Source organism: Chryseobacterium sp. Y16C (genome assembly GCF_022488405.1).
GTDB lineage: Bacteria > Bacteroidota > Bacteroidia > Flavobacteriales > Weeksellaceae > Chryseobacterium > Chryseobacterium geocarposphaerae.
The window spans coordinates 3,440,766-3,467,728 of record NZ_CP092711.1; the positions used below are offsets into that span (position 1 = coordinate 3,440,766).

General features: G+C 42.6%; 34 protein-coding genes. 11 read left to right on the plus strand and 23 right to left on the minus strand.

Annotated features, from left to right (window positions below; translation table 11 throughout):
* Position 1 precedes the first annotated feature (1 nt).
* Positions 2-1,141, minus strand: a complete 1,140-nt coding sequence (gene dinB / locus MKS83_RS15520; protein ID WP_223711919.1) for a DNA polymerase IV — start codon at positions 1,139-1,141, stop codon at positions 2-4.
* Positions 1,142-1,218: 77 nt separating this feature from the next.
* Between dinB and MKS83_RS15525 the strand changes: the two genes are divergently transcribed.
* The 3 genes from MKS83_RS15525 to MKS83_RS15535 all read left to right on the plus strand — a co-directional run bounded on the left by MKS83_RS15525 (position 1,219) and on the right by MKS83_RS15535 (position 2,971).
* The gene (locus MKS83_RS15525) at positions 1,219-1,992 is read left to right on the plus strand and encodes an XRE family transcriptional regulator (RefSeq protein WP_223711918.1); all 774 of its coding nucleotides are present in this window, start codon (positions 1,219-1,221) and stop codon (positions 1,990-1,992) included.
* 290 nt (positions 1,993-2,282) lie between these two features.
* Positions 2,283-2,540 carry a hypothetical protein gene (locus MKS83_RS15530; protein ID WP_223711917.1) on the plus strand — a complete coding sequence of 86 codons (258 nt, stop codon included), beginning with the start codon at positions 2,283-2,285 and terminating at the stop codon, positions 2,538-2,540.
* 17 nt (positions 2,541-2,557) lie between these two features.
* Positions 2,558-2,971, plus strand: coding sequence for a response regulator transcription factor (locus MKS83_RS15535; RefSeq protein ID WP_223711916.1), 414 nt, complete (start codon positions 2,558-2,560; stop codon positions 2,969-2,971).
* Between the two features lie 90 nt (positions 2,972-3,061).
* On the opposite strand, the gene MKS83_RS15540 is transcribed toward MKS83_RS15535, so the two are convergent.
* The 17 genes from MKS83_RS15540 to MKS83_RS15620 all read right to left on the minus strand — a co-directional run bounded on the left by MKS83_RS15540 (position 3,062) and on the right by MKS83_RS15620 (position 15,641).
* Entirely contained in the window at positions 3,062-3,496 is a 435-nt protein-coding gene (locus MKS83_RS15540) for a DUF3872 domain-containing protein (RefSeq protein WP_223711915.1), read from the minus strand.
* Between the two features lie 11 nt (positions 3,497-3,507).
* On the minus strand, positions 3,508-4,065 hold the full coding sequence (locus MKS83_RS15545) for a conjugal transfer protein TraO (protein WP_223711914.1): 558 nt from the start codon (positions 4,063-4,065) through the stop codon (positions 3,508-3,510).
* A gap of 18 nt (positions 4,066-4,083) precedes the next feature.
* Positions 4,084-4,986, minus strand: a complete 903-nt coding sequence (gene traN, locus MKS83_RS15550; RefSeq protein WP_223711913.1) for a conjugative transposon protein TraN — start codon at positions 4,984-4,986, stop codon at positions 4,084-4,086.
* 27 nt (positions 4,987-5,013) lie between these two features.
* Positions 5,014-6,342, minus strand: coding sequence for a conjugative transposon protein TraM (gene traM / locus MKS83_RS15555; protein WP_223711912.1), 1,329 nt, complete (start codon positions 6,340-6,342; stop codon positions 5,014-5,016).
* Positions 6,332-6,616, minus strand: a complete 285-nt coding sequence (locus tag MKS83_RS15560; protein ID WP_223711911.1) for a nitrogen regulatory IIA protein — start codon at positions 6,614-6,616, stop codon at positions 6,332-6,334. Before MKS83_RS15560 ends, traM begins: the two co-directional genes overlap by 11 nt.
* A 7-nt stretch (positions 6,617-6,623) precedes the next feature.
* Entirely contained in the window at positions 6,624-7,064 is a 441-nt protein-coding gene (locus MKS83_RS15565) for a hypothetical protein (RefSeq protein WP_223711910.1), read from the minus strand.
* Positions 7,065-7,074: 10 nt separating this feature from the next.
* Positions 7,075-7,698, minus strand: coding sequence for a conjugative transposon protein TraK (gene traK, locus MKS83_RS15570; RefSeq protein ID WP_223711909.1), 624 nt, complete (start codon positions 7,696-7,698; stop codon positions 7,075-7,077).
* 11 nt (positions 7,699-7,709) lie between these two features.
* The gene (traJ, locus tag MKS83_RS15575; RefSeq protein ID WP_223711908.1) at positions 7,710-8,708 is read right to left on the minus strand and encodes a conjugative transposon protein TraJ; all 999 of its coding nucleotides are present in this window, start codon (positions 8,706-8,708) and stop codon (positions 7,710-7,712) included.
* A 3-nt stretch (positions 8,709-8,711) separates the two neighbouring features.
* On the minus strand, positions 8,712-9,332 hold the full coding sequence (locus MKS83_RS15580) for a DUF4141 domain-containing protein (RefSeq protein WP_410679614.1): 621 nt from the start codon (positions 9,330-9,332) through the stop codon (positions 8,712-8,714).
* Positions 9,333-9,364: 32 nt separating this feature from the next.
* Positions 9,365-11,872 (minus strand): TraG family conjugative transposon ATPase, encoded by a 2,508-nt coding sequence (locus tag MKS83_RS15585; protein ID WP_223711906.1) that lies wholly within the window; start codon positions 11,870-11,872, stop codon positions 9,365-9,367.
* The gene (locus tag MKS83_RS15590; RefSeq protein WP_223711905.1) at positions 11,869-12,201 is read right to left on the minus strand and encodes a DUF4133 domain-containing protein; all 333 of its coding nucleotides are present in this window, start codon (positions 12,199-12,201) and stop codon (positions 11,869-11,871) included. Before MKS83_RS15590 ends, MKS83_RS15585 begins: the two co-directional genes overlap by 4 nt.
* A gap of 11 nt (positions 12,202-12,212) precedes the next feature.
* Positions 12,213-12,518: a DUF4134 domain-containing protein gene (locus tag MKS83_RS15595; protein ID WP_223711904.1), complete on the minus strand. Its 306-nt coding sequence runs from the start codon at positions 12,516-12,518 to the stop codon at positions 12,213-12,215.
* A 200-nt stretch (positions 12,519-12,718) separates the two neighbouring features.
* Complete coding sequence (locus MKS83_RS15600; protein ID WP_223711903.1) at positions 12,719-13,480, minus strand: hypothetical protein; 762 nt, start codon at positions 13,478-13,480, stop codon at positions 12,719-12,721.
* A 47-nt stretch (positions 13,481-13,527) separates the two neighbouring features.
* The gene (locus MKS83_RS15605) at positions 13,528-14,166 is read right to left on the minus strand and encodes a conjugal transfer protein TraD (protein ID WP_223711902.1); all 639 of its coding nucleotides are present in this window, start codon (positions 14,164-14,166) and stop codon (positions 13,528-13,530) included.
* 2 nt (positions 14,167-14,168) lie between these two features.
* Complete coding sequence (locus MKS83_RS15610) at positions 14,169-14,432, minus strand: DUF3408 domain-containing protein (protein WP_223711901.1); 264 nt, start codon at positions 14,430-14,432, stop codon at positions 14,169-14,171.
* Between the two features lie 8 nt (positions 14,433-14,440).
* On the minus strand, positions 14,441-14,869 hold the full coding sequence (locus tag MKS83_RS15615) for a DUF3408 domain-containing protein (protein WP_223711900.1): 429 nt from the start codon (positions 14,867-14,869) through the stop codon (positions 14,441-14,443).
* Positions 14,870-14,873: 4 nt separating this feature from the next.
* The gene (locus MKS83_RS15620; RefSeq protein WP_223711899.1) at positions 14,874-15,641 is read right to left on the minus strand and encodes a ParA family protein; all 768 of its coding nucleotides are present in this window, start codon (positions 15,639-15,641) and stop codon (positions 14,874-14,876) included.
* Between the two features lie 254 nt (positions 15,642-15,895).
* Between MKS83_RS15620 and MKS83_RS15625 the strand changes: the two genes are divergently transcribed.
* The 3 genes from MKS83_RS15625 (at position 15,896) to mobB (ending at position 18,086) form a co-directional block, all read left to right on the plus strand.
* Positions 15,896-16,195, plus strand: a complete 300-nt coding sequence (locus tag MKS83_RS15625) for a hypothetical protein (RefSeq protein ID WP_240580395.1) — start codon at positions 15,896-15,898, stop codon at positions 16,193-16,195.
* Between the two features lie 159 nt (positions 16,196-16,354).
* Positions 16,355-16,792 carry a conjugal transfer protein MobA gene (gene mobA, locus MKS83_RS15630; RefSeq protein WP_223711898.1) on the plus strand — a complete coding sequence of 146 codons (438 nt, stop codon included), beginning with the start codon at positions 16,355-16,357 and terminating at the stop codon, positions 16,790-16,792.
* 1 nt (position 16,793) lies between these two features.
* A complete protein-coding gene (gene mobB, locus MKS83_RS15635; protein WP_223711897.1) occupies positions 16,794-18,086 on the plus strand; it encodes a conjugal transfer protein MobB in 1,293 nt (430 codons plus the stop codon).
* A 23-nt stretch (positions 18,087-18,109) separates the two neighbouring features.
* Here mobB and MKS83_RS15640 read toward each other — a convergent pair whose 3' ends face one another.
* Positions 18,110-18,580, minus strand: a complete 471-nt coding sequence (locus MKS83_RS15640; protein ID WP_223711896.1) for an Lrp/AsnC family transcriptional regulator — start codon at positions 18,578-18,580, stop codon at positions 18,110-18,112.
* A gap of 166 nt (positions 18,581-18,746) precedes the next feature.
* On the opposite strand from MKS83_RS15640, the gene MKS83_RS15645 reads away from it, so the two are divergent.
* Entirely contained in the window at positions 18,747-19,130 is a 384-nt protein-coding gene (locus MKS83_RS15645) for a Rid family detoxifying hydrolase (protein WP_223711895.1), read from the plus strand.
* Between the two features lie 29 nt (positions 19,131-19,159).
* The gene (locus tag MKS83_RS15650; RefSeq protein WP_223711894.1) at positions 19,160-20,368 is read left to right on the plus strand and encodes a MalY/PatB family protein; all 1,209 of its coding nucleotides are present in this window, start codon (positions 19,160-19,162) and stop codon (positions 20,366-20,368) included.
* A gap of 62 nt (positions 20,369-20,430) precedes the next feature.
* On the opposite strand, the gene MKS83_RS15655 is transcribed toward MKS83_RS15650, so the two are convergent.
* The 4 genes from MKS83_RS15655 to MKS83_RS15670 all read right to left on the minus strand — a co-directional run bounded on the left by MKS83_RS15655 (position 20,431) and on the right by MKS83_RS15670 (position 23,130).
* The gene (locus tag MKS83_RS15655) at positions 20,431-21,132 is read right to left on the minus strand and encodes a DsbA family protein (protein WP_223711893.1); all 702 of its coding nucleotides are present in this window, start codon (positions 21,130-21,132) and stop codon (positions 20,431-20,433) included.
* Between the two features lie 61 nt (positions 21,133-21,193).
* Positions 21,194-21,607, minus strand: coding sequence for an OsmC family protein (locus tag MKS83_RS15660; RefSeq protein WP_223711892.1), 414 nt, complete (start codon positions 21,605-21,607; stop codon positions 21,194-21,196).
* 32 nt (positions 21,608-21,639) lie between these two features.
* Positions 21,640-22,149: an OsmC family protein gene (locus MKS83_RS15665; RefSeq protein ID WP_240580396.1), complete on the minus strand. Its 510-nt coding sequence runs from the start codon at positions 22,147-22,149 to the stop codon at positions 21,640-21,642.
* A gap of 102 nt (positions 22,150-22,251) precedes the next feature.
* Complete coding sequence (locus MKS83_RS15670) at positions 22,252-23,130, minus strand: AraC family transcriptional regulator (protein ID WP_223711890.1); 879 nt, start codon at positions 23,128-23,130, stop codon at positions 22,252-22,254.
* A 196-nt stretch (positions 23,131-23,326) separates the two neighbouring features.
* Between MKS83_RS15670 and mobC the strand changes: the two genes are divergently transcribed.
* The 3 genes from mobC to MKS83_RS15685 are packed head-to-tail and all read left to right on the plus strand — an operon-like array spanning position 23,327 to position 26,946.
* Complete coding sequence (gene mobC / locus MKS83_RS15675) at positions 23,327-25,327, plus strand: conjugal transfer protein MobC (protein ID WP_240580397.1); 2,001 nt, start codon at positions 23,327-23,329, stop codon at positions 25,325-25,327.
* A 53-nt stretch (positions 25,328-25,380) separates the two neighbouring features.
* Positions 25,381-26,304 (plus strand): ketopantoate reductase family protein, encoded by a 924-nt coding sequence (locus tag MKS83_RS15680; RefSeq protein WP_223711889.1) that lies wholly within the window; start codon positions 25,381-25,383, stop codon positions 26,302-26,304.
* A gap of 18 nt (positions 26,305-26,322) precedes the next feature.
* The gene (locus MKS83_RS15685; protein ID WP_223711888.1) at positions 26,323-26,946 is read left to right on the plus strand and encodes a Crp/Fnr family transcriptional regulator; all 624 of its coding nucleotides are present in this window, start codon (positions 26,323-26,325) and stop codon (positions 26,944-26,946) included.
* Positions 26,947-26,963 lie beyond the last annotated feature (17 nt).

The window sequence follows — 26,963 nt, forward strand, 5'->3', positions numbered from 1 at the left end:
TTTAAAGGGCAAAGCCACGTACTACCGACTGATGCCCGTAACGCATCCTGATTTTATCCATTGCCCTCGAAAGGTTCATATCTTCCAGTGTGTCATCAAACAAATCTGCCTGATACGAACCCGTGATAAGGTTGCTGAATTTTACACCTATCAACCTGATGAGCATCCGGCGACTGTACAGCTTGTCAAAAAGCTGGAGAACTGTTTGCGAGATAACACGCTCCGAAGCGGTAAAGGGAAGTTTAACCTGCTTAGATTGGGTATCGAAGTTGCTGTAACGGATTTTGACCGTTACGCAAGAGGTCAGTTTACCGTCTTTCCGCAGGTCAAATGCCAATTCGTCCACCATCGAGAGCATTATTTTGCGCAATAAAACCATATCAATCGTGTCCTGCTCAAAGGTGTGTTCCTTGCTCATGCTTTTCTGCTGGTGGAACGGCACTACATCACTATTGTCAACTCCATTGGCTTTGTTCCAAATGCTTACTCCGTTTTCTCCCAACACTTGCCTCATTGTAAAAACATTCATCTGTTGTAAGGCATAAATATGGGATATGCCCATATTACGGAGCAATGGATAGGTTTTTTCACCGATGCCCGGTATTTTGCGGATGGATAGCGGAGCTAAAAACGGCTTTTCCATACCCCCATCCACTTTTCGTTCGCCGCAGGGTTTGGCTTCTCCGGTGGCAATCTTGCTCACGGTCTTATTGACCGAAAGCCCAAACGAAATAGGCAATCCGGTTTCCCGGATGATACGCTGGCGTAGTTCCTGCGTTAGCTTCCACGTTCCGAAAAACTTATCCATTCCGCTCATATCCAAATAGTGTTCGTCTATGGATGCCTTTTCAACTACGGGTATCTTTTCTTCAATGATTTCTGTTACAATATTGGAATACTTTGAATACAGGTCATGGTCGCCACGAACCAAAACAGCTTCGGGGCAAAGCTGTCTTGCCAATCGCATCGGCATAGCCGAGTGTACACCGAACCTGCGTGCTTCATAGGAACACGAAGCCACAACGCCACGGTCGGAACTACCCCCAATCAGCACGGGTTTTCCAATCAGGTCGCTATTCAATAACCTTTCTACGGACACGAAAAAAGTGTCTAAATCGCAATGTACAATGGTACGTTCCATAACTCACAAAATCTTCTGTTCAAAATTACTAAGGTTTTTAGCAAGAATGTTTATATTTGTTGCTACAAATCTTCGCAATGTCATTACTGTCTGAAAATATAAGGTATTTACGGGGTCAGCTTGGTTATTCCCAGCAGCGGGTAGCCGATGACCTTATCATTACCCGTGGACGTTACGGAAAATATGAGGATGGTGTAGCAGAACCACCAATCGAAATACTCCTTAAAATTTCAAAATATTACAATGTCAGTATAGATTTATTGGTTTCGATAGATTTGAGAAAGTACAACTTAAAAGATGTTTTGGAACTGCCGGACAATAGAATATTGCTGCCCGTAAAAGTGGATAGCCGGGGCGAAAACAAAATAGAGATTATCCCACATAAAGCATCAATGGGTTATCTGAACGGGTACACTGACCCGGAGTATATCGAAAGCCTGCAAACCATTTCTTTACCCTTTCTTACCGTAGGTAAATACAGGGCATTCCCTGCCGAGGGTGGCTCCATGCCTCCGCACCCTGACGGCTCATATATAATCGGCAAATATATTGAACGGCGTACCGATTTAAAAGCGGGCAAAACCTATGTGTTTATTACCCGGAGCGAGGGCATTACTTATAAAAGGCTTTCCAAAATCTTCGCCGAAGAATTGGAGGTATGCCCCGATAATGATTTTTATAAATCTTATCATATCCACCTGTCAGATATTTTTGAAATTTGGGAATTTGCTTGCAGCATTGCAACAAAGGAATTTTCAAAAGATGATTTTCAATTAGAGAATATTGTTATTCTTCAAATGCTTCATGAACTGAAAGAAGAAATCAGACATTTAAGAGAGATGAAAATATAAAGCATTTGCTGAATGATATTTACAATTATAGAGTAAATAAGTGTTGCTGAACGTTTTTAGCTTCACTATATTTGTGTTTGAAAATATAGAAAAATCTTAAAGTGTTTTTGCTTTAAGTCTCGACATTAGAAACTGGTAATTTTTATATCTCCGAGGCAATAAGTAAGAACGCTCATGCTATGGCGTGGGCGCTCGCTTATTCGGAGAGAGGCGTACCAGTGCCTTAATGTCGGTAAGTGTAGTTGCCTGCGCTTTTTTTGTTGCAGGCATCCACTAAAAAAACGGATATTATGGACACTGCAAACAATACCTATCCTGCCTTAGAATTTTCTGCTTCCGAGCTATCGGCGTTTGCAGTAACTATTGACTGCTTTATTATTTCCCTCAAAAATGGCAAAATCGTAAATTTCACACCTGACAATGTAGGTGACTTTTATAATTGGCTTACTACGCACAACATAAGGGATATACAAAAGACAGAAACTAAAAAGGAAGAACCACCCGTTACTAATTCAGGTAAAGGCTGGAAAGGATTGTTTAAAAAATAAAAAATGTAATAGCAATTATGAGTAATAAAAATGTAATTCAGGTAGCGATAGTAGATAACAATGAGCAGCTTCGTGATTTAGCTGTAAAACAGCTTACAGGCTCCGGTTTTGAGATACTATTTCAAGCAGGCAACGCACAACAAGCCCTCGAAAAAATAGCAGGTAATGATTTACCCGATGTCTGTATCGTAGAAGAAGATTTTAAAGCAGCAAAATTGTTGCTCGAAGAATACCCCCATTTAAAAGTATTGGTTTCAAGCACAGACGATGGCGAAAAGAGAGTTACGGATATGTTGAATGCAGGCGTTTCGGGCTATGTGCTGAAATACGCCGACCCCGATGAGATTGTAACCGCCGTAAAAACGTTAGCCGATAACGGGAGATATTTCAGTTTGGGAATAGGTGGAATAGCAACGGAATATTTTACCTAACAATCCCAACTCATTTTGCAAAATGCAAAAAAAGTCGCCCGACTATTGAGGTCAGACGACTTTTTATTTTTCACTGATACAACCGCTTTCTTAATCAGTACTGTTAAACTGAAAACTTACCTGCTTTTCATTCCCGAAATTGTCGCTTATCCATATATCAAATGACTGCGATACGGTGGACTGCGAAGTGTAATACAACCTGAACTGTGTAGCAGGCAACTGATACAAATCATTGGGCATATACGGCGGTTCATTATAATACCGCAATGTACCCTGTCCGTCAAACTGGAAATAGCGGATAAAGTAACCCGCATCGCTGAAATTGCCGCTCCGCTCAATCGTAATCCTTATTTCAACGGTCTGTCCGCTTGTCACGTCTCCCGGAACAGGCATCACTTTGACCTCAAACGGGTAATTCTGCTGTATTTCCAATTCTTCCTTATCACATGATGATAATGTAGTGGCACTTGCAAAGACCAGGAGAAGCAGCCACACAAATTTGTTTCTATTCAAAAATCGTTTCATCGTTATTATTTTTAAAAGTTAAACCTTAGCCCAACGCCTGCCGATGGACGGAACTGTTTTAAATCCGTACCCCATAATACTTTGGTACGACCTTGCAGGAGCAGCACAAACCTGTCGGACAAATATGTCTCAAAAGACAACCGCCCCCCGGCTCCGTAAACAAAATTGTCTTTGTCGAGGATTTTAGAGCCGTCATACAGCGTTGCTTCGCTCCGGTTAATGGTTTCATACCCGGCAACGGCAGTAAGCCCCGCATTGAGCGTTATTGTCTTTCTCGCATCCCCCAAAAGCTGGAGACTGTACCCCACTTCGCCCGTATAGGTTTCAAGGGGTATCTGTACAGTCCTGTAATCGGCAAATTGGTGGGTATATTCTGCACCCCAAATCCAGTAATTACCATTCCTGCTATTTACGGTAAGGGTCAAATTCAGATAGTAGTTATCCTTTACCTCTTTGGACAACAAACCTGCGTTTACTTCCAGCCCTTTCTGTCCGGGTGTCATCCTTTGCGCCTGTGCTGCCGTCATGCCTAACACGGCAAGCATCACGGAAAAAATGTATTTTATCATTGTTCTTTCTGTTTTGGATTAATTAATCTTCAGGTGCATATCGTTGATTTGCCTTGCGTTTACGAGGTCGGAATTTTCCACCTCTAAGGTCTGCTGCCTGCCGCCGTTCTTCTCAAAGATTTCAATGACCAGCACCTTATCATCGGTAATCGTAAATTGGTCGAGCAGGAACACGTTTTGTTCGGTCGAGTTTCCGGCAATCTCCGTAAGCGGTTTATACATACGCAATGGTGTCATCGGCTTTTCCTGCACTACGGTACGTTTTGCTACTTTCTTATCCACTACTTTGAAATTCACAAAGTCAATGTTAAACGGCACATTGCTTTTATTACGCAGTTCTGTATGGAAATAGAATTTCCCGTTATGCACGTAAATGCCTTTGAGCAGAAATTGAATACCGTAACTTTTGGATGCGATATGCTTTACAATCCTTTTATCCTTTTTGTAAATCGTTTCTAAAAGCAATCCGGCCAGCGATGGCGAATTGCTTCCCAGTTCCTCAAAAAGCACATCATTACCGTTATCCCGGTCAGATGCTTTTTGCATTGTAAGCAGGTCATAATTGAGCGTAGCAGGATAGGCACTATAATAAACGTTGAAGTTGTAGAAACGCCCGTCATCGGTAATCACGGAAAAGTTGGTTTCTTCGGTAAAGTCTCTAACGGTAGCCTTTATACGCAGTACGTTTTCGGCATCATCTGCCTTGCCAGCGATAAGGTACTCGCTGCCCAAATCGACATAACGGATAGCTGCCGGGAATATCAGGTGTGAGGTCTTATTATATGTTACCTGCATTTCGTAAGGTTCAACCTTACCCATGCTTAATTTGCTTGTATTGGATGCAATCTGCTGTGCATTCACGCCCACATTAAAGGCTATCAAACAAACCATTGCCAAAAGGCTTTTAAATATTGCTTTCATTTTAATTCTGATTTTTAGTGTTGAACATTAGTTTTTTGAGACGAGGAAAATCTGATGACCGGCTTTGACGGTAACTTTCGGCGTTCTTACTTTTTTGGAGAAGTAACCCGATATACCTTGCACCACGCCACGGGATAGGTCGCCTGCTGCCTGCTGTCCTGCGGAGCGGGTCATCATAATGGACGTGCCGGAGGTTTGGCTCATATTGGAGGCTATCTCGGTAAGGGCGTTCATTTCGGGAGAATATGGCACATATAATCCCTGCTGTCCGTCCAAATCGTACACCGTTATTTCCACGGGGATAATATTGCCCTCAAATTCGATAGACGTTACTTTTAACTGTAACCTACCACCTGAAAACTTGGCGTTTGCCGTTAGCACCGTTCCAGCCGGAATAGTAAGGCTTGGCGTTTTTGCCATTTCCAGCAAGCGCAAGCGCACACCGCTTTCATCGGTTATGGTCTGCGTTTCCTGAACTATTGCCCTGATGCTGTTTTTTGGCTGTACGACCTGCTCCTTTGTTCCGGCGGTATAAAATCCCCTGTTGCGGGTTTCGTTCCAGCTTGCCAAAAACGCACTGTCGGTTGGCTCACGGTATAGGGCTGATACCGCATTTTTCCTTACGGGCGTGAACGCTACAAAATGTTCCTTTTGTGTACCGCCTTTCACTGAAACAGTGGTATCAGTTTTGCCAGCCTGTCCCTGATTGTTCGAGGGCAGGTATTTCGCCGCCATTTCGTATGACTTTTCCATCAAAGCCATTTGGTCTTGAACGGTCGTTGTTGCGGGTACGTCCTTTTCTGCCAGCTTTTCTTTTAGTTCGTCAACCTGCCTACGCAGTTCCTGCGTTTGGTAATCGCTGTTATCGTAGAACGAGCCTAACGTACTTTGGGCATTTTTATAACTGTTCAAAGCCGGATTGCCGCCCCTGCGTGTACCGCCTCCGTAAGCAGATCCGTCTTCGTAATCCTCATCCGGAGCAACTGCTTCTTTGTCGACGGTACTGTCCTCACTCCAATAATCGGAAAGGGAAGTGAGTGCGTTACGCTCTTTTTCTGTTTTTTCTTCGAGCATCTCCTGCTCATACGCTTTTTGCTTATCCGATTGCAAACCCGCATCGGTCGCCTGTGGTACGGCATCGTTCAAACCTATTTCTTCGGGTTTTTTCTTATCGGAAGACGGTTTGAAGATTAAATACATGCAGCCGAGAAATACCACAGCCATAAGCACAAAAATGATTGGCTTTTTCAGCTTTTCGGCTTTGTTCTGCGCACGGTCTTTGGGCGCATCCATTACGCTTTTTGGGTCGTCATCTTCGACCAAAATGCTTACTCTTTTGTTTTCGCTATCTTTCATACAATTGATTTTTTAAAATTGTTGTTATACTGTCCTGCGGAGATACCGGGGACTTGTTTTGTTTAATAAGCGGGTTTTCGATATGCTCTATTTTGAGCCTGCTATCGCTTGCGCCAACATCGTAGCATATTTTTGCTATTACGATAATGGATAGCAAAACATAGCCAGCAAAAAGTAACAGCGTATAGCGGTGCTGTTTCTTTACAGGTAACTCCCGCCACCTGTCATCCAGCCTGTCAATCCACCTATTGATTTCTGTTCGTAACTTTTTCATTCCTTAACTATTTTCCGTTATTACATCCTGGTACTTTTTTTTGATAGGCAATTTTCCGTTTAGGCTCATCACTGACCAAGGCAATAGCTTCCCTTGCCTTGGGCGCAGTAATCACGGACAGGTTTATCAGTTGCGACTGTTTCAGTAACTGTCCGTATTGGTCTTTTCGTGCAACCTCCATTTTGGAAAGGAAAAATTTTCCGCTCACGCACTTGACCCACATACTGCATTCCACACGGGGTTTGTCTTCACCAGCCCATTGCAGATAGCCCGTAACCAGCAATACAGGCTTCGCTGCGCCCTCCGTACCTTTCCGGCAGCTTTCGAGGTATTCGCTTATGCTGTCTTTGAGTTTTCCGGCATACGCACCCTGCGTATGGAAATAGCCGTTATATCCTTTGTCGGTAAGGATTTTGGCAAACGTGTTTAAATCTGATAATGCTTCCATAAAATTGATTTTAGCGTTCTATGACCTCCACGTCTTTATTTTCCAGCACGGCAAATTTTTCGATGTTAAAGCCCTGTGGGTTATTGTCCGAACGAACGGAGTTCACGAGATAGCAGGAGGTTATCAGGCTACGCCTTGTAACATTGCTTGAGCGGATAATGAATTGCTTGGCGTAGGTACGCACCGCATAGGGATAGTTATCAAAATTGCAAACCACGCTATCTACCTCAATGCGCTGTTGCACGTTGCCCGAAATGATACGGTTGTAATAGCCCTTTTCCGATAAGTCTTTGTAATAATCAAAAGCCGATTTATCAGCAAGGTTAAAAGCCCGCTTCATATTGCTTTCAATGGCGTTCTTATCCGGTGCGAGGGTGAAAAACAACTCATGGAAACGCCTTACGTGTTCACGGGCTTCCACAGGTCTGTTAATGCTGGCATCTTGTGCTAAGGCGAGCATTAATGATTTGCCATTGTCCAGTACATAAACCTTTTGCCTTTGTAACTCCGCAAAGCGGTAGGACTGCCATACGGCATATCCCACCACGCTAATGCAGAGAACGGCAAAGACAATAGCATACAGTCTTATCTGTCTAAAACTGTTTTCGATGTTTCTTAAAGTCTTAAATTCCATTTTTACGATGATTATTTTTTGTTCAATAGTCTGCCGCCGATATTGCCTACTGCGGCTCCCGTTCCGGCTCCGGCAAGGTTTCCGGTTTTTGATGCCGTAGAGTTTACGTTGCGCATGAAGTTTCCTGCACCGCCCGCCTGTATTACCCATCCTGCTACCGTTGGGACAGTGAAATAGCCCACTATGCCGATAATCATGAAAATGATGTACACGGTATTGGAGGTATCAGGGATATACGTTGGGTCTGACAACATGGAAATATCCCGTTCCAGTATGAGCGACTGTATTTTTGCCAGTATGGAGCTGAACATATCCGATATGGGCAGCCACAGGTAAACGCTGATATATCGGGTCAGCCATTGCGTAAGCGTAGACTGAAATCCGTCCCAAACGCTTATGGCAAAGGCTATCGGCCCCAATATGGACAGCACGATAAGGAAGAATGTCCGTATCGTATCTATGACCAATGCCGCCGCCTGAAAGAGAATTTCCAACAGGTTGCGAAACCACTCCTTTATGGCTTTCTCTATCTTGTAGGCTTGCCTGTCGAGGTACATTCCCGACATGGTTGCCAAATCTGACGGCGACCATCCCAATTCGTCCAGCTTCTTATCAAATTCCTCATCGCTTACGAGGTAAGCCGTTTCGGGATTGCGTATCATGGCTTCGTATTCCAGCTTGTCTTTTTGCTCTTGCAGCTTGTTCAGGTCAAGCACCTGGTCTTCGAGCATCCCGTGCGTACCTTTCACAACGGGCGACATTACCGCATTGATAGTACCCAAAACCATTGTCGGAAAAAACATGATACAAAGCCCGATGGCGAACGGACGGAGCAAAGGAAATACGTCTATCGGTTCCGCACGGCTCAACGCCTGCCAGACCTTTAGGGCAACATAAAACAGTGCGCCCAATCCGGCGATGCCTTTTGCTATCGCAGCCATATCTGCCGTTAAAGGCATCATTTCGTCATACAGGCTGCGCAGCATTTCATGAAGATTATTCCATTCCATAGCTTACCAATATTTTTGTTCTGCGGTTCCGTACAACTCCAATACTCTTTTGCTGTCGTTCTTCTTTTTAGCCCTCAAAATGCTCACAGAGATATTTTTATTGGTATAGTAGCGCACAAGGTTGTGATATTCCTTTACCTCGTTGTACACCTTGTCTATCACATCCATACGCTCTTTGTCGTTCAGCGAAAGCCCGGTGTTGGTAACAATTTGTTTGAGTTCTTTCAATAGCTCGGTGCTTTCGTTCAGGAGCGTTGAATAACCGTTGGCAATCGCCGAGAGTTCCTGCGGCGAGAAATTGGGGTCGTTCATCATCTTGCCGAAATTCTTTACATACATTTCGGACACATCGCCCACCAGCAAAACGGTCTGCTGTACCTTACGGGCATCTTTGACAAGGTTGCTTACGGCTTTCAGTTTGTCGTAATATTCCTTGCCCTGTTCGTACACCTTTTTTACCTCGTTGAAATTTTTGACCACATTCGATACGGTGTTCGAGGTCTGTACAATTTCATTTGCGGAGTTGATGATACCGGAGGCAAGATTGGCAGGGTCGGTAACTACCCATTGCGCCTTAGCGGATGGTGCTACGGCGAGCATAAATGCCGTTAGCGCCAGTAACATTGCTTTTTTCATTGTTTCTGATTTTTAAATGATTAATAACTATTCGATTTTTCACGCCTTTGGAGTGCGATGCGCTTAATGGCTTGCTCCACGTTGCCGCCCAACTCGTGGGCAAGCTGCATCACTTCCAGTTTTTCGGTTTCTTCGGTGGTATAGGCTAAATATTCTTCGAGAGAAACTTCGGTAGCATATACGGCGGAGTGCGTGCCACCCAACCCAATCCAAACTTCTTTATAAAGGCGGCTTGGGTCATTGTTCATGTTGATGGAAAGTACCTGCCCTTTTTCTTTGTCCGTAAGCCCCAACATCGCTTGGATGTCGTCAAACTTATTCATGTACTTACGCTGGTCTAAGAGGATTTTACAATCGCTGTTGTTGATGATACTTTCTTTGACGATGGGCGACTGGATAATGTCGTCCACCTCCTGTGTTACGACTATCGCCTCGCCGAAGAATTTGCGGACGGTTTTGAACAAATACTTAATGTATTCTGCCATGCCCTCTTTCGCTATCGCCTTCCACGCTTCTTCAATCAGTATGAGTTTACGCACGCCTTTGAGCCTGCGCATCTTGTTGATGAAGACCTCCATAATGATAATCGTGACTATGGGAAATAAAATTTTGTGGTCTTTTATCGCATCAATTTCAAAGACTATAAAGCGTTTGGAAAGTAGGTCTAACTGCTTGTTGGAGTTCAACAAATAATCGTATTCCCCGCCCTTGTAATAGGGTTCAAGCACGTTCAGGAAATTGGCAATGTCAAAGTCTTTTTCCCTTACCTGCTTTTCTTCCAATACCTTGCGGTAATTGCCTTGCACGTAGTCATAAAAACCATTGAACGAGGGATAGGCATCATCCTTTTTGATGTGTTCGATATAGCCGGAAACAGCATTGGATAATGCTACTTCTTCGGAGCGTTTGGGCGGCTCATCGTCCCGTTTCCAAAGGGTAAGGATAAGCGTTTTGATACTTTCCCTTTTTTCAATATCAAATACGCCATCGTCTGTGTAAAACGGGTTAAAGGCAATGGGGTTGTCTTCGGTATAGGTGAAGTAAACCCCGTCTGCTCCTTTGGTCTTACCCTTAATCAGTTCGCACAATCCCTGATACGAATTACCTGTATCTACGAGCAGTACGTGTGCGCCCTGCTCATAATATTGTCTAACCATGTGATTGGTGAAAAAAGATTTACCCGAACCTGATGGTCCCAAGATGAACTTGTTGCGGTTCGTGATAATGCCTTTTTTCATGGGCAAATCCGATATGTCCAAATGAATGGGCTTGCCCGTAAGCCTGTCCGCCATTTTGATACCGAACGGTGAGGGCGAACTTTGATAGTTGGTTTCCTCCGTAAAGAAGCATAATGCAGGTTCTATAAACGTGTAAAAACTTTCTTCACTCGGAAAGTCGCCCGCATTGCCCGGCATAGCTGCCCAATACAGCGTGGCAACGTCCACAGTATTGTGGCGTGGCTTGCATTCCATCAAAGCCAGCGCACTACCTGTATCGTTCTTTAGCTGTTTTAACTCGTGCGGGTCATCCGACCACGCCATGACGTTGAAGTGCGCACGGATAGAAGATAGCCCGAAACTATGCGCTTCGTTCAGGTAGTTTTCTATCCATTCTTTGTTAATCTGATTAGCCCGGCTGTACCGTGCCAGCGAGTGCATATTACGTGCGGACTTTTCAAACTTGCGCAGGTTCTCATCGCTGTTATCCAAAAACAAATACTGATTGTAAATGTGATTGCAGCTAAGGAGCAGACCCACCGGAGCAGCAAAGGACAAAAGGCAATCGCTTCTATCGGTAGATAGCTTTTCATACCTCGTATTTGCCGATACCGTTCCGGGCAAATCGTCTGTGTCCGAAAGCGTATGCAGGCACAGCCGTTTGTTGCCGATACGCACGTCCTCACTTCCCAATGCTATATCCTGCATCGGAGTTCCCATTTCTCTTGAAAGGGTTAGGTATTGTTCCAGCAAACCCTGCGTGTCGCCTGTGCCGATAATGTCATCTTCGGTAAGGCGTTCCAGCTTCACAAATCCGCTATCGTTCATTATCCGCTCAAACTGCGCTACCGCCTCCATGAACCTGCGGACGGCTTCTTTATCCCTTATCTCTTTCGGGATAAGCACGCCCTTACAAAGCGAACTAAAGTTGCTTTGCATCCGCATCCGGTCTTTGGTGGTCTTGGTAAGGAACAGGTAACAGTAATGATTTAAGAAAGGTCGCTCATTGAAATGCTGCTGATAGGACTTCGCAAGAAAACTCAATCCGTCCTGCGCAATATCAGGTGCGTAACTTTCTTTGATAAACCAATCCTGTTTGTGGATAATGGAATAATCCGGTAAGGTTTTGATTGCCTTATGCCACGCCGAATGAATGGCATCATATTCAGGCGATGCTACCGTGAATAGTTCCGGCAGGTGTACACGAAAGCAAGCAGTAATGTCTGCATCTTTTGAAATGATGCAGTTGTGTTCCACCGCCAATAATGGAAACTTGCTTTCCAGCGTTGTGGCTTTTCCTGTGTTTCTCATAGGGCGCTGGATTTAGGGGTGAACTTCAAATAGCGGTGTACAGACCTGCGGCAGATGATATACTTCGGATGCCTTTTTCTTGCCCCGACTTTCATCAATCCGTGTTCGCCGTACTTGCCATTCAATGCGAATGTTTTCCACACGATGAGCGATGCCCCACCAGCCCCGATGAACAGGCACACGTAAGAGTTTACGCCTGCCATGTACATCACCATTACGAGGATAAGCACGCCGAGCAAGCCACCCGCAAAAATGAACAGGTATTGCGCCTTTAGCCCTTTGAACTCGACCGTTCTTCCAATGCCTTTGTTAATGTTGTAACTACTCATAGGGCATCGGTTTACAGGAAGAATGAACGGAGAATAGTTGCGGCAACAATTAAGAAGATACAAGCACCAAACCACGATGCCGCCGTTTTGCTTGTGTCAGGGTCGCCGGAACTGAATTTGTTGTAAACCTTTACACCCCCTATCAAGCCCACGACCGCACCAATCGCATAGATTAATTTGGTTGCGGGGTCGAAATAAGAAGTTACCATTTGCGTAGCTTCGGTAATACCAGCCGAGCCGTTCCCTTGTGCGAACACACCAAATGCCGACAGCAGCAGGGCGCCTGTCAGCAACACTTTTTTGCTTTGTTTTTCCATAATCTGAATGAATTATTTTGTTACATTTTCCCGCCTCGTTGCGGGCTTTCGGAACAAAAGTCTCACGGAAATCAAGGCGCAATAACGATGTGTCTTTCAGTGGAATTAGTTGGCGTTGAGTGGCGTTATAGTCAGGTTCAGGGCAATAAAAAAACGCCAAAACAAAACCGTTTTGACGTTTCCAAAATTTGATTAGAGTATTACATCTTTCGCCCTTTTCGTTGCGGCGGTTTGGGTATTTCAGTCTTGGCTTTCACGGTCTTTTCTTCACGCACTTTAACTGCCCAATCAATGTAAGCCTTTGCATCTTCCATATTATGCGGGACTGATTTTCTTCGTCCTGACAGTTTGCTGTCATCCAGTCCAATAATAAACCCGTGATTGGGAAACTCGTCTGAACGGTAGACGATAGTTAGGTTGTCAATATCTTTTCCCACAACGTTGTTTTTGTGGCTGGCGATTGTATATCCTTTGTATTCCTCGAATATATAATTGGGGTCATTCTTACTAATCATGCTTGTTTTATTGAAGTAATTAACTATTTGGTTTTTTTGGTACTGCTTCTGCCATCTTTCTTCAATCATCTTTGAGGCATCCTGTCTTGATGGAATATCATCCAGTGATTTCAACTTCAATTCCAAATGAGTTCTTAATCCCCCATCGTAGCATTCATACATCGAAATTGCCATTGTATCAATCCGTAAACCTTTTTCGGCATCATCCACAATTTTAAATGTTGCCCAGGTATAAGGATTGTCGGGTGAGGTAGCAGCTACCGCCGAGCCTGCATAAACCGGAAATATTAGGGGTTCTGTTTTGCTGAAACCTGCGTAATGCAAATAAGAACCAAGAGCTGTCTTAAAATCGGTTCCAGTTGCTCCCCGCTTGATATTAAAATACTCATATCCCTTTTCTTTCATTTTTTTAGCTATCTCGTCAGCCGTTTTTATTAAATCTTTCATGGTAACCATTTTGGAACACGTTTAAAAAACAAAGGGAAGCTGTCTTTTCAGACAAACTCCCCGATGTCAAAATCACCCACATCACTTTTCCGCACATCGGAAGAACTGAAATCCGCTCTGGCAGGGAGGCTCTTATCCAGCAGCTCCGCAATCTTTCGTGAAGCCCCCTCTATGGAGTTTTCGAGCAGACTAAACAATTCGGTTCCCTGCATTCGCTGAACTATATCCACCGCTTTTTGTTGAGAGGCAGGCTCTAATGTATCTTTCTGAAGCAATGCCCCCACGGTTGTCAGTTCCTCGTAGGTAACCCCTGTGGCAAACCCATTGTCGCTGTTCGGCAATCCCTGTTCTTCCCATTCCTCGTCCTCATTCTCAAAATCGGATACAGGTTCACTCCCAAAAACTTCATCCAATTCCTCCGGCGGAATTTCCCTCGCAAAACCTGTCTCGTGGGTTTCTGTTTCAAAATTATCAGCTATTTCTGCCTGTTCTTCTTTTTGGCGTTGAGTGGCAGCAGTTGGCACTACGTGTCGTTCTACGGGCTTTGGTCTGCCCACGATTTCCGGCAAATCAGGATTTACCCTTGATTGTTCAGGTTTACCTTTCACCACTTTTTTAATGATGATTTTGTCTTTGGCTAACAGCACAATGACAATGAGCAAACAGATAACGATTATAATTTCCATGACTAAAAAAGTGGTTTGTTCATTTTATAAAAATCTTCTACAATATCCTCGCTAAATAACTCAAAATGATGTTTGAGTATATTGTCCAGGTATGCATACAAAGGGATATTGCCACCGCCAATAACCTGTACAATACGGGATAAGCGTTCGTGGTATTCTTTGCGGACGTAGATAGCTTTATCGCCCCTGCGGTTCATTGAGTGCTTTTTTAAAAACTGGCTCCCGTAGCTGCGTTTGCCTGTCTGCTTTTTATTGTTCTTTTCCATGACTATGATTATATAATAGGTTTATACTTGTCGTTAAAACTTTTGATAATGTCCTCGCCAAATTCCTGAAAGTGGTATTCCAGCAGGTTATCGAGGTAGGCGTATATCGTTATCTTATCCTCACCGATGACCTGCACGATACGGGTGAGCCTTTCGTGAAAATCAGGACGTATGTACACCGATTTTCCGTAACGGGCATTAGTTTCCGCTCGTTTGAAAAATAGCTGCTCGTAGTCCGCTTCGCTGGATTTTTTAGAGCGGTTCCTTTCCCTGCTCACAGGCTTGTCCGGCTCTTTGTCCGCTTTCTCCGGCTCCTGCTTTTGGGGCGGTTCAGGCGTTACGGTTAAGCCCTCTTTTTTCACACCATCGGCGATAATGTTCATTAAAAATTCTTCGTCTATCTCCGGTTGGTTTTTCTTTTTATTCTGATTTTCCATAGGGCTACAATTTCACGGTTCTTAAAAATTCATCCATAAATAAATCCAGTCGGCAGGCTTTCATCAACCGCTCATCGGCAGGGAGCAAGGTGGAGCGAAAGACGGTTTTTGCATTGGCTTCGCCCTCTTTGCGAAAACGCTTGCTATCCGTGATACGGGTACGCATAAGGTGAATGCCTAACTTCTTAATCAAGTCCTCATAAACGCCGTACAAGGTGGACTTTTCCCTGCCGTCCACCTGGTTCCAAAAAAGGCTGATGCTTTGGATAGTCGTTGCGCCCTGCTTCCTGACAACATCGTTCAGGACTTGCGTAAAAATCAACGTGCTTTCCATCACTACACGGTCGGCAATGATGGGCGTAAAGATGTGGTGCATACCCGCCAGCGTTTTCAATATCCCTGCGGAATTGACCGTACCCGGCAGGTCGAAAAAAACCACGTCCACCGAAACGGTAGCCGATTGCAGGAATTGCGTTACGGCATCCAGTACACCGTCTGCCCGGTGCTGCATAACGGGATAGGCTTTTTTGTTGATGCTCGTAAATTGTTTATGAGCCAGTTTTTTGTACACCTCATTGCCCATTATGCTGCTCATATCCCTTGCCCTCATTTGCATAAGGCTGTGTTGCGGAAAATCGCAGTCGAATACGGCAACATTATAGCCGAGCCGATAATGAAGCAGGCTTGCCACCAGCGTGGTAAAGGTGCTTTTGCCTACACCTCCCTTTTGGGAGGAAAAGGCGATAAACAAAGGTTGTTTGTTCGTGTCCATGTGCATAATTGTTTTTAATTATCTACCTATTTATGTATAGCTATACGCTTATAGCTGCTTATCCATTTATGCGCATCGGTGCAATGGCACATCCGCACATTTTTATTTGCAGGCTTTTGTATGCAGGTGCTTAAAAGCACACATCCTTATGCCTGTGATTTTATCCGTATGCGGGTGGATGCAACTGCATGTTTTCATTTGCTTACCTGCATGGCTGCTTACATCATTTCATACAGGCTTACCCCTTCGCATACATGGCTATTTGCCTGATTACCTGCCTGCGTATTTGCGTAGCTACGCAGCTACGTCCATACGTACATATACAGGCAATCGCAAATGCCTACACAAAAGAATGCAGATATATACCTGCTTTATTCAACCTGTCCTGTATTGGCGTTCTGTGGCAGTGTTTGGCAGTGTGTAACAGGGCAATGCTTCGGGAAAGCTGCGCTTATTTTGTATTGGCTTCAATACGAAAGGTGAATGGAGAAATCATTACAGATAGTACACGGGGATTGGAACGGCTCAAAGCCGTTTTTTTCTGCTTTATCTAATCCGTCCCGCAGGGCGGATTTTCCTTTCACCCGAAAGGAGCAAGTTATGTTTTTAGCTGCTCGAAATAAATTCCGCATCTAAAAACAACTTGCCCTTAGCAGGGGGCTGGAAAACGCACTCCGAAGTCGTGGTTTATGGTAATTATAATGGAATGAGATATGGAAGACAACAAAAGAAATCAAATAAGCAAAGTAGGTCGCAAGCCTAAGAAAGACCCAGCGACCCACCGTTATTCGATTAGTCTGAACGACATGGAAAATGCACAGTTCCTTGCGTTGTTTGAGCAATCGGGTATGAAAGTAATGGCGCATTTTATTACCGCCTGCATCTTTCAGAAGACAGTAAAGACCGTAAAAATTGATATGGATGCCGTGGATTTTCATACAAGGCTCACCAATTTTTACAGCCAGTTCAGAGCCGTTGGTGTGAACTATAACCAAATCGTGAAGATACTTTACCGCAATTTCTCGGAAAAAAAGGCATCGGCGTACCTCTTTAAATTGGAAAAACAGACGGCAGAAATGGCTGCATTGTGCCGCCAAGTGATTGAGCTAACAGCCGAATTTGAAAAAACACACATGCAAAAAGACCGATAAAATGATAGCGAAGATTGGTAAAGGGGAGAATTTGTACGGTGCTATTTCCTATAATCAGAAAAAGATTGACAGCGAAAACGGGCAGGTTTTGTTACTGAACAAGATACCCGAAACGCTGGATAATACCTATTCAGCCAGTTATCTGCACCAGCGTTTTGAGCCTTATTTATCTGCCAATATCCGAACGGAGAAACCTGTGCGCCATATATCGTTGAACCCAGATCCTGCGGATAAGGTCAGCGATGCGCAGTTTATGGAAATGGCACAGGAGTATATGGAGCGTATGGGATATGGCAAGCAACCCTATATTGTATATAAGCATAACGATATTGAGCGTACCCATATCCATATCGTCACGATTTGTGTAGGTATAGACGGCAAGAAGATAAGCGATAGCTACGACCACCCGCAATCAATGGCAATTTGCAGGGATTTGGAACAGAAGTACAAACTGATACCCGCCACCGAAAAACAGCGCACCGGAAATGAGCAGGCATTCCGTCCGGTAGATTACATAGCCGGGGACGTAAAGAGCCAAATTGCATCGGTAGTGAGATACCTGCCGAAGTATTACCAATACCAAAGCATCGGGGCTTACAACGCTTTGCTTTCCCTGTTCAATATTACGGCAGAAGAAGTAAAGGGGGAATTGCACGGGCAACCTAAAAACGGGCTGGTGTATTTTGCCCTGAATGAGCCGGGCGAGAAAGCCAGCAATCCTTTTAAGTCATCCCTTTTCGGCAAACACGCAGGACTGGACGAACTGCAAAACCACTTTGCGGAAGCTAAGAAAAAAATGAAGACCGACCCCGCAAGAGCCATCCTCAAAAATACCATTGAGGCAGCGATGCACACCGCTACCAATGAAGCCGATTTTAAAAAGCAACTGATTGAGCAGGGCATCAATACCGTTGTACGCCGCAATGACGGGGGGCGTATTTACGGAATGACCTTTGTTGACCACGAAAGCCGTACCGTTTGGAACGGTTCAGCTTTGGACAAAAACCTATCTGCGAATGTCTTTAATGATTGGTGGAAAGATGCAGCAGTAGAACAACGCCAAACCATAGAGCAGAGCAGCACCACAGATTTACCAACAGCAGGCAAAAGCAATGCTGATGAAAAGGAAGAAACGCACGGGCTTTTTGACTTCCTGAATAAAGAACAGCCGACCGATGATTTCGGATTGATAGACGGATTGGGCGGGTTACTGCCGGAAGCGCAGGGTGAGGATTACGAGGAACAGGCATTTGCTAACCGTATGAAGAAAAAGAAACGCAGAAAAGAAAGATAACTAATAGCCGACAATAAAAAAACTTAAATATCATAGGTCTTATCGTTTTTTACCTCAGTTAATACAAAAACACTTTGTATGGCTCCCAATCCGGGAAGTTCTGAAAGTTTTTTCAGCATAACATCCGAATATTCTTCCATTGAAGATACAGCAATCTTTAGTAAAAAGTCGAATGCTCCGGTCATGTGGTAACACTCTCGAACTTCTTTTAATTTGGCTGATTGTTCCATAAAGGTTTTGAGAGCAATTCCGCTATGGTCTTTCAATTGTATTTGGGCGAAAACGGTCAGGTTTTTGTCTATCAATTTGGGGTTCAAAACAGCTACGTAATTCTGAATGTACCCCTCGTCCTGAAGACGTTTGACCCTTATATGTATGGGTGTAATACTTTTGTTTAATCTGTCCGCTATTTCCTTATTAGTCATCCGGGCATTCTGTTGTAGTAATCTTAAAATGCCTTTGTCTGTATCGTCTAATTTATAATCGCTGCTCATTCCAATCCAAATTAAAAAAATTTTTTTTCTATACCTTTTCAGTTTATTAGACCAAAAAATAATAATAGACCAAAAGTAATTAAAATAATAGAAATATTTTTTAAAGTTGTTTGGACTTATGGTTTTTAAATGTATTATTTTAGAAATTTGTAAAAAAATAATAGATATGAATACAATTATCAACACATCTAATGCGCCTGCGCCGATAGGTCCGTATAACCAAGCTGTTCTTGCAGGTAACTTTTTATACATATCAGGTCAAATACCAGTTAATGCAACAACCGGAGAAATGGTTACAGAAAATATAGAATTGGAAACAAAGCAGGTTATGAATAATCTTGCTTTCATACTTGAAGAAGCAGGCTTTCAGTTTTCTGATGTAGTAAAAACCTCTATTTTCTTATCTGATATGAAACTGTTTGCCCAGGTTAACGATATTTATGCCACATACTTTAATGATAATTTTCCGGCACGGGAAACAATCGCTGTAAAAGGTCTTCCAAAAGAATGTAACGTTGAAATATCTATGATAGCACACAAAAACCAATAATGCAGATAAGTTGGTCTAAAATAAATAATATGAAGTACAATTTTGATGAAATTATAGACCGGGAGGGAACTAATAGTCTAAGCTACGATGGCTGGCGGCAATATATTTTCAATTTAGACAATGATACAAAGTTTCCTTTTGAAAATAAGGATTACATAAGGATGTGGGTTGCGGATATGGACTTTTCAACCCCGCCCGAAATTCTTGAAGCCATAAAAAGACGTTTGGACAGAAAGATACTCGGTTACACTTATGTTTATGACGAAACCTATTTTAAGGTATTGTATGATTGGTTCCTGAAAAGATACCAATGGGAAATAAATGCTGATGAAATGGTTATTTCTCCCGGCATTATTCCGGCTCTTAACAGGCTTATCGGTTTGCTGACAGATAAAGACGATGCTATTTTAATCAATACACCATCTTACACACCTTTCAAAAAAGCAGGCGACTACAATAATCGGAAAGTGTTTTATAGTGATTTGGAGGAAAAAGATGGCTACTATATAATGTCGTTTGAGGATATAGAACAAAAGTTAAGCAACCCTGCCAACAAGATTAAGGTTTTCATACTTTGCAACCCGCACAATCCTACCGGACGTGTATGGACGGAAGAAGAATTATTAAAGATTGGGAAGCTGTGCTTAGAATGGGATATTTGGATAATTTCGGACGAGATACATTGCGACCTTTTGCGCAATGGTCAGCAACATATCCCACTGGCAAGGCTATTTCCCGATAGCGACAGGATTATTACCTGTACCGCACCGAGTAAAACTTTCAACCTTGCTGGCAACCTGATGTCACACATCTTTATTCCGAACAAAGAGATAAGGGAAGAATGGGAACTTTACTACACGGAGTTTCTTTCGCCGTTGAGCGTAGCGGCTACGCAGGCTGCCTATCAGGACTGTGAAGATTGGCTGGAGCAACTGAAAGTCTATTTGGATGAAAACTTTGCCTTTCTAAAAGTAAGGTTAAAAGAACTACTGCCCAACGCCCGTTTTTCCATTCCCGAAGCTACTTATCTGGCTTGGATTAATATTGAGGATTACCTGCCGCAGATTGCCGACAAAAATAACCTGACAATGCTTTTTGCCAACAATGGGGTTTTAATAGAAGATGGTAAAATGTTTGTATCCAATGGTGATGGCTATATCCGTATCAATGTAGCGTGTCCACGTTCTGTATTGGATGAGGGTATTGGCAGGATTGCCAAATTGCTGAATAACCTATAAATCATTAAACAAATAAACCCCGCAAATGCGGGGTTTAAAATGTATGGGTTTGGTTGCTACCATTAAAGGCTACACCCGTCTGCCGAACAAGATTTATCATTGCCACCAAGATTTTCTAAGGGCTTAACGGTTTCTTTATAGGTTTGCGTTAATGCACTTACAAAGGCTTCTACTGGCTGCGCTCCTGAAACGGAATACTTGTCATTGAGTACAAAGAATGGGACACCTGATATTCCCATGTTTCTCGCTTCCATAAAATCCTGCTTTACTTCGTACTCAAATTTATCTGAAGAAAGAACGTCTTTTGCCATTTCTCGTTCAATGCCAAGCTGTTCTGCCAACGACACTAAGAGTTCTGTATCAGCTATGTTCTTTCCGTCCTCAAACAATGCACGGAACAACAGTTCTTCCATTTCATTATCCTTTCCGGCTTTTTTGGCAAGATGCAGTAGTTTATGCGCCGGAAAAGTGTTAGCAACAAATGTTCTGTCATGGTTAAAATTCACGCCTGAATTTTGACCCATATCTGTCAGTTGCTGGAGAAACTGTTTTGTTTGTGGGGCTGAAAATCCTTTTCTTTCCATTAAATACTGACCAAAAGTTTTACTGCCGGAATTTTCTTTTAGTTCCGGGTCCAACTGATAACTTTTCCATTCGACCTGAATATCGTTAGCAAATGGAAGTTGCTCTATAGCCTTTTCAAAATTGTTTTTTGCGATATAGCAAAACGGACACATCACGTCCGACCATATTTGTACTTTCATTGTATTATCGTTATTTGAATTGAGGGCTTTTACACTTTGTCAAATTTACCAGCGTAATGGTCTATTTGCGGTTACATGCCTCGGACATACTCTTATAAAAAAACCGGAAAGATTTTTCAATATCGGCAGAAAGGCTTTGCCCTACATGGCACTTTGTTTTAGCTGCCGTCTGCAATACGTTTGCCTGCTCCGGTTCAAAGTCATTGGCAAAAAACAGATTGATAGTGTAAGATTTCACTTTGGAACCATCCTCATTCATCTCATACGATATTTCGCATCTTGAAACGGTGCTTTCAAAGCCCTTTTTCCTTGCTTCGTAGTCCACTGTTCCCATTAAACAGGAGGCATAAGCACTCGCCAATAAGTCCATCGGTGTAAAGTCAACGGCATTTACTTTAATGGCGGCTTCATTTAAAGGTGTATTTACGCTGGAGGTATATTTACCAACATAATCTACATTAATTATTTTACTCATTCCCTGATTTTTAATATTCTATTGGACAAATACTATATCTCTTTATTGATAGAGATTTTGACAGGTTTCAGGATGGTTTGATAACCAGGAGAAACCTTGCGCACGTGCTCTATGATTTCATCGTACTGCTCTTGTGTTCCGCTGCCCTCAACTTTAAAATTGAATTGCAGTTCTTCAAAACCTACAGTAACATTCGGGTCTAAATCTAAAAAGCCTCTTAGGTCTAATTCGCCAACAATATCCAATTGCACGCTTTTTAATTCTATTCCTTTTCCTGATGCTCCGGCAACAAATCCAACCATCATACAGCCAGCCATACCGCCAAGAATATAATCCTGTGGGTTAGGGTTCTTATCATCACCCAATAATTCAGCTGGTTCGCCAATAGAATATTTAAACTGTGTAGCAACTCTTTTTGAACCTACATTTTTACTATGGGTAGTGATTTCTGTATTGACACCATTTTGCCAGTTTGCAGTAACACCAAAAGTAGCAATACCCTCGGCAGGGTTACTTTTTACAAGGTCTATGTAGCCTTGCAATGCTTCTAAATTCAGATTGTTCAACATAACTTAAAATTTTATTTACAAAGTTACCTTGAACCCGAAAAGAAACGGGTGGACAAAACTGAAAATAAACTGTACTTATCTGACTGTTTTACGGAAGTTGGTTGGAGACAATGCAGTATGCTTTTTGAAATAACGGACAAAATAAGCCGGGTCTTCAAACCCGATGCGGTCAGCTATCTCCTTAACCGAAAGCTCCGAATGTAAAAGCAGTCTTTTCGCTTCTAAGATTATCCGCTCCTGTATAACCTGTATAGGTCGCTTTTGCAACAGTTGCAGGGTTAGATTAGATAACGTTCGTGAAGAAATATGTAATAATTCCGCATACTGGCTCACCGTCAGGTTACGGTTAAAATTCTCATCTACCGCATTGACGAACTGCACTAATAAATTCCTTTTTTCATCAACGGGAAAAGGGTTAATACCGCTTTCTATTTCTTCAAGCTGGTGTTTTCTGCGCTGCACCTGTATTAGAAACGCCTTTAAGTACAATCTTAATAATTCCTCTTTCCCGTAGGACTTCTTTTCCGAAAGTTCTACACGCATTTGAGCAATGTACTCATCCAGCTTGTATTCCCAGCCACTACCCACGCAGCATGATGGCATTTGATAAGGATTGTTAAACAGGTTGCATTTTAGGAAAAAATCGACATCCCCATCTTTCTGTACCAAAAAAGCCTCATCGAAATTGATAACAAAGCCCTCACTTTTGTTCAAAGAAGAAAAACAATGCACCTGATTTTTGGCTATGAAAAATATTGCGTTTTCAAACACTTCATATTCGTTGAAATCAACGGTATGCACACCGCTACCAGACTTAAACCATATTATTTGATAAAAATCCTGCGTATGGGGTAGCGTAACCCTTTCTCTTTGTTGTTCGAGATATTCAGCTAATGGAATTACCTCAAAGGGCAAATCTTCACTTATGTTTCCAATAGAGCGGTATTCCTGCATCGTAATCAATTCTAAACAAGGCTAAATTACTAAAAACATATTCAACAGTGTTTATTATGGAGAGAAAACCTGTACAAGCCTGACAATTACCTGCACTTAAAAGCCAAATAATGCCTCCAAAAGCCATCCGACACCGCTTTAGGTGAGCCACCATACAGAGCCTCTAAATTCACTTGCATCACAAAAAATTTCAATTATGCAAGGAGAAGACGATTTAAGAGGACTTGCCAAAATAATGGCATTTATGAGAGCAGTAAGCATCATCATCGTATTGATGCATTTCTATTGGTTCTGTTTCGGGTTCTTTGCCCAACGTGGCTGGACACTCGAAATTATAGCCAAGATACTGACCAATTTCAACCGCACCGCCGGGCTATTTTCAAATACCCTGTACACCAAAATTTTTGCTTTAGTCCTGCTGGCGTTAAGCTGCCTCGGAACAAAGGGCGTAAAGAATGAGAAGATAACATGGGGCAAAATCTATGTTGCTTTAGTTATCGGCTTTGTGCTGTTCTTCCTGAACACACCACTTTTAAAATTATCCGCTGGCATTGCCACTTCGCTATACATCCTGACGACCTCATTAGGTTATATCGCCCTGATGATGGCAGGTGTATGGATGAGCAGGCTATTGAGAAATAACCTGATGGATGACGTATTTAATAATGAAAATGAAAGTTTCCAGCAGGAAACCAAGTTGATGGAAAATGAATACTCCGTCAACCTGCCGACCAAGTTCTACTATAAGGGAAAATGGAATGACGGGTGGGTGAACGTAGTCAACCCTTTTCGAGCCTCGATTGTGTTGGGTACTCCGGGCAGTGGAAAATCGTTTGCTATCGTAAACAGCTACATTAAGCAGCACATCGAGAAAGGGTTCAGCATGTACATCTACGATTTCAAGTTTGATGACCTTTCTACCATTGCCTACAATCACTTACTAAAACATTCCGATAAGTATAAGGTTAAGCCCAAATTCTATGTTATCAACTTTGACGACCCACGCCGGAGCCACCGATGCAATCCGCTTAATCCTGCTTTCATGACGGATATATCCGATGCTTACGAGGCGGCTTATACCATCATGCTGAACCTTAACAAAAGCTGGATTTTGAAACAAGGGGATTTCTTTGTGGATAGCCCAATTATCTTATTAGCTGCCATCATTTGGTATTTGAGAATTTACCAAGATGGCAAGTATTGTACATTCCCCCATGCGATAGAACTGCTGAATAAAAAATACGCAGACGTATTCACCATATTGACTTCATACCCGGAACTGGAAAATTATTTGTCGCCCTTCATGGATGCGTGGCAAGGCGGGGCGCAAGACCAATTACAGGGACAAATTGCTTCTGCTAAAATTCCTTTGTCAAGAATGATAAGCCCGCAACTGTATTGGGTGATGACGGGTGACGATTTTTCTTTAGATATTAATAATCCAAAAGAACCAAAAATTTTATGTGTAGGCAACAACCCCGACCGACAAAATATTTACTCCGCAGCTTTGGGTTTGTACAATTCGAGGATTGTAAAACTAATCAACAAGAAAGGGCAATTAAAGAGTTCGGTTATCATAGATGAGCTGCCCACAATTTATTTTAGGGGCTTGGACACCCTTATCGCAACTGCGAGAAGTAATAAGGTGGCTGTATGCTTAGGCTTTCAGGATTTTAGTCAATTAACCCGTGATTACGGCGACAAGGAAAGCAAAGTAATACAGAATACGGTAGGTAATATTTTCAGTGGTCAGGTGGTTGGCGAAACCGCCAAGAGCCTAAGCGAGCGTTTCGGAAAAGTGTTACAGAAGCGGCAGAGCATGACCATTAACCGCAATGATAAATCCACTTCTATTTCAACCCAAATGGATAGCCTGATACCAGCATCTAAAATCTCAACGCTTACACAGGGTATGTTTGTCGGGGCAGTATCTGACAACTTCGATGAACGTATCGAGCAAAAAATCTTTCATGCTGAAATTGTTGTGGATACAGATAAAGTAGCTGCCGAAACCAAAAGTTACAAAAAGATACCGCAGATACTTTCTTTTACCGATGAAAGCGGAACCGACAATATGAAAAAGGAAATCGAGAATAACTACAAACAGATAAAACTGGACGTCATAAAAATCGTTGAGAATGAAATGGAACGTATCAAAAACGACCCCGATTTACAGCATTTGATACAACAGGGATAGTACACCCCGTTTGTTTTGAGTAACTTTGTGTTATATTATAACATAAAAAAACGATGACAAAAATCTTAATAGTTGGCATTGGCGGGGTCGGTGGTTATTTTGGTGGCATGCTCGCTAAAAATTTCAAAGACAAGGATAATATATCCATGTGCTTTATGGCGAGAGGTGAAAATCTAAAAATAATAAAAGATACAGGATTAAAAATAACTACGCCCGAAAGACAATTCATAGCGTATCCCGATATAATTTCCGATAATCCGGCGGATTTTGGAAAGGTGGATTACATTATCCTTTGCACCAAAAGTTACGATATAAAGGAAACAGTTAGCAAGATTGCCTCCTGCATTAAGGAAGAAACAGTATTTCTGCCATTGCTCAATGGTGTAGACAGTGCTAATAAGATAAAAACATTGTATCAAAACAACCTTGTTGCAGGCGGGTGTGCCTATATTATTTCGAGGTTGGTTGCACCTGGTCATGTCCGTGATTACGGACACAAGCCTACTATTACTTTTGGTGTTCAGGATTGCGAAGACGAGCGCTTAAACTTACTGTACCGTTTGTTTAAACAGTCCGGGATTGATGCCACCCTTACCAAAGATATTGCCGTTAAGATTTGGGAAAAATTCGTTTTTATTTCATCGACAGCTACCATAACATCCTATTACAATAAAACTTTTGGCGAAATAAAGCAAGACGAAAAGGCTTGTGCCGATTTGCGCCATCTTATTGACGAATGTTGCGCTATTGCTGATTGTAAAAACATTCAACTGCCCGCCAATATAAAAGAAAGTGTATGGGACAAATTTTTAAACCTATTGCCTGATGCCACAACATCTATGCACTCCGATTATTTATCGGGAAAGAAAGAAACGGAAGTACATTCATTAACAGGATATATAGTAGAGCAAGCTAAGGAATATCACCTCGAAGTACCTACCTATCAGGAAATGTATCACCATCTTATCAATCGGTAAACCCTAAAAAATGTGTAAATGGAACCATTAGAACAAATAACTGAATTTAAGTCTTCTCCCGAATTAATCGGGAAATTGTATGAATACAGCATACGAAAAGAATATGGAGCCGGGAGTATTATCGTAAATGAGAACTCTTGCATACGTTCAATTCCTATTGTCGTACAAGGAACATTGAAAGTTATACGAACAGAAGAAGACGGAAGGGAAATTTTATTGTATTATATCAAAGCCGGGGAAAGCTGCATAATGTCTTTTTTGGGTGGTATGCACAATGAAACCAGCAAAGTCAAAGCAGAAGTAGAAGAAGATGCAGAAATCCTTTTCCTGCCAATGGACAAAGTAGCCTTGTTTATCAAAGAATATCCGCAATGGCTGGAATATATATTCCGCCTATACCACAAGCGTTTTGAAGAACTACTGGAGATTGTCAATGCCATCACTTTTAAAAAGATAGATGAACGCCTGTTATCCTTACTGCACAAAAAACAAGAACTTACAGGCAATAATATCCTGAACATCACCCATGAGCAGTTAGCCAATGAATTAGGCACTGCCCGTGTTGTGGTTTCACGGCTCCTGAAGCAGTTGGAAGAAAACGGAGCGGTTCGCTTAGGCAGGAACAAAATCACCCTTATGTAACAAATGTAACTGAACGG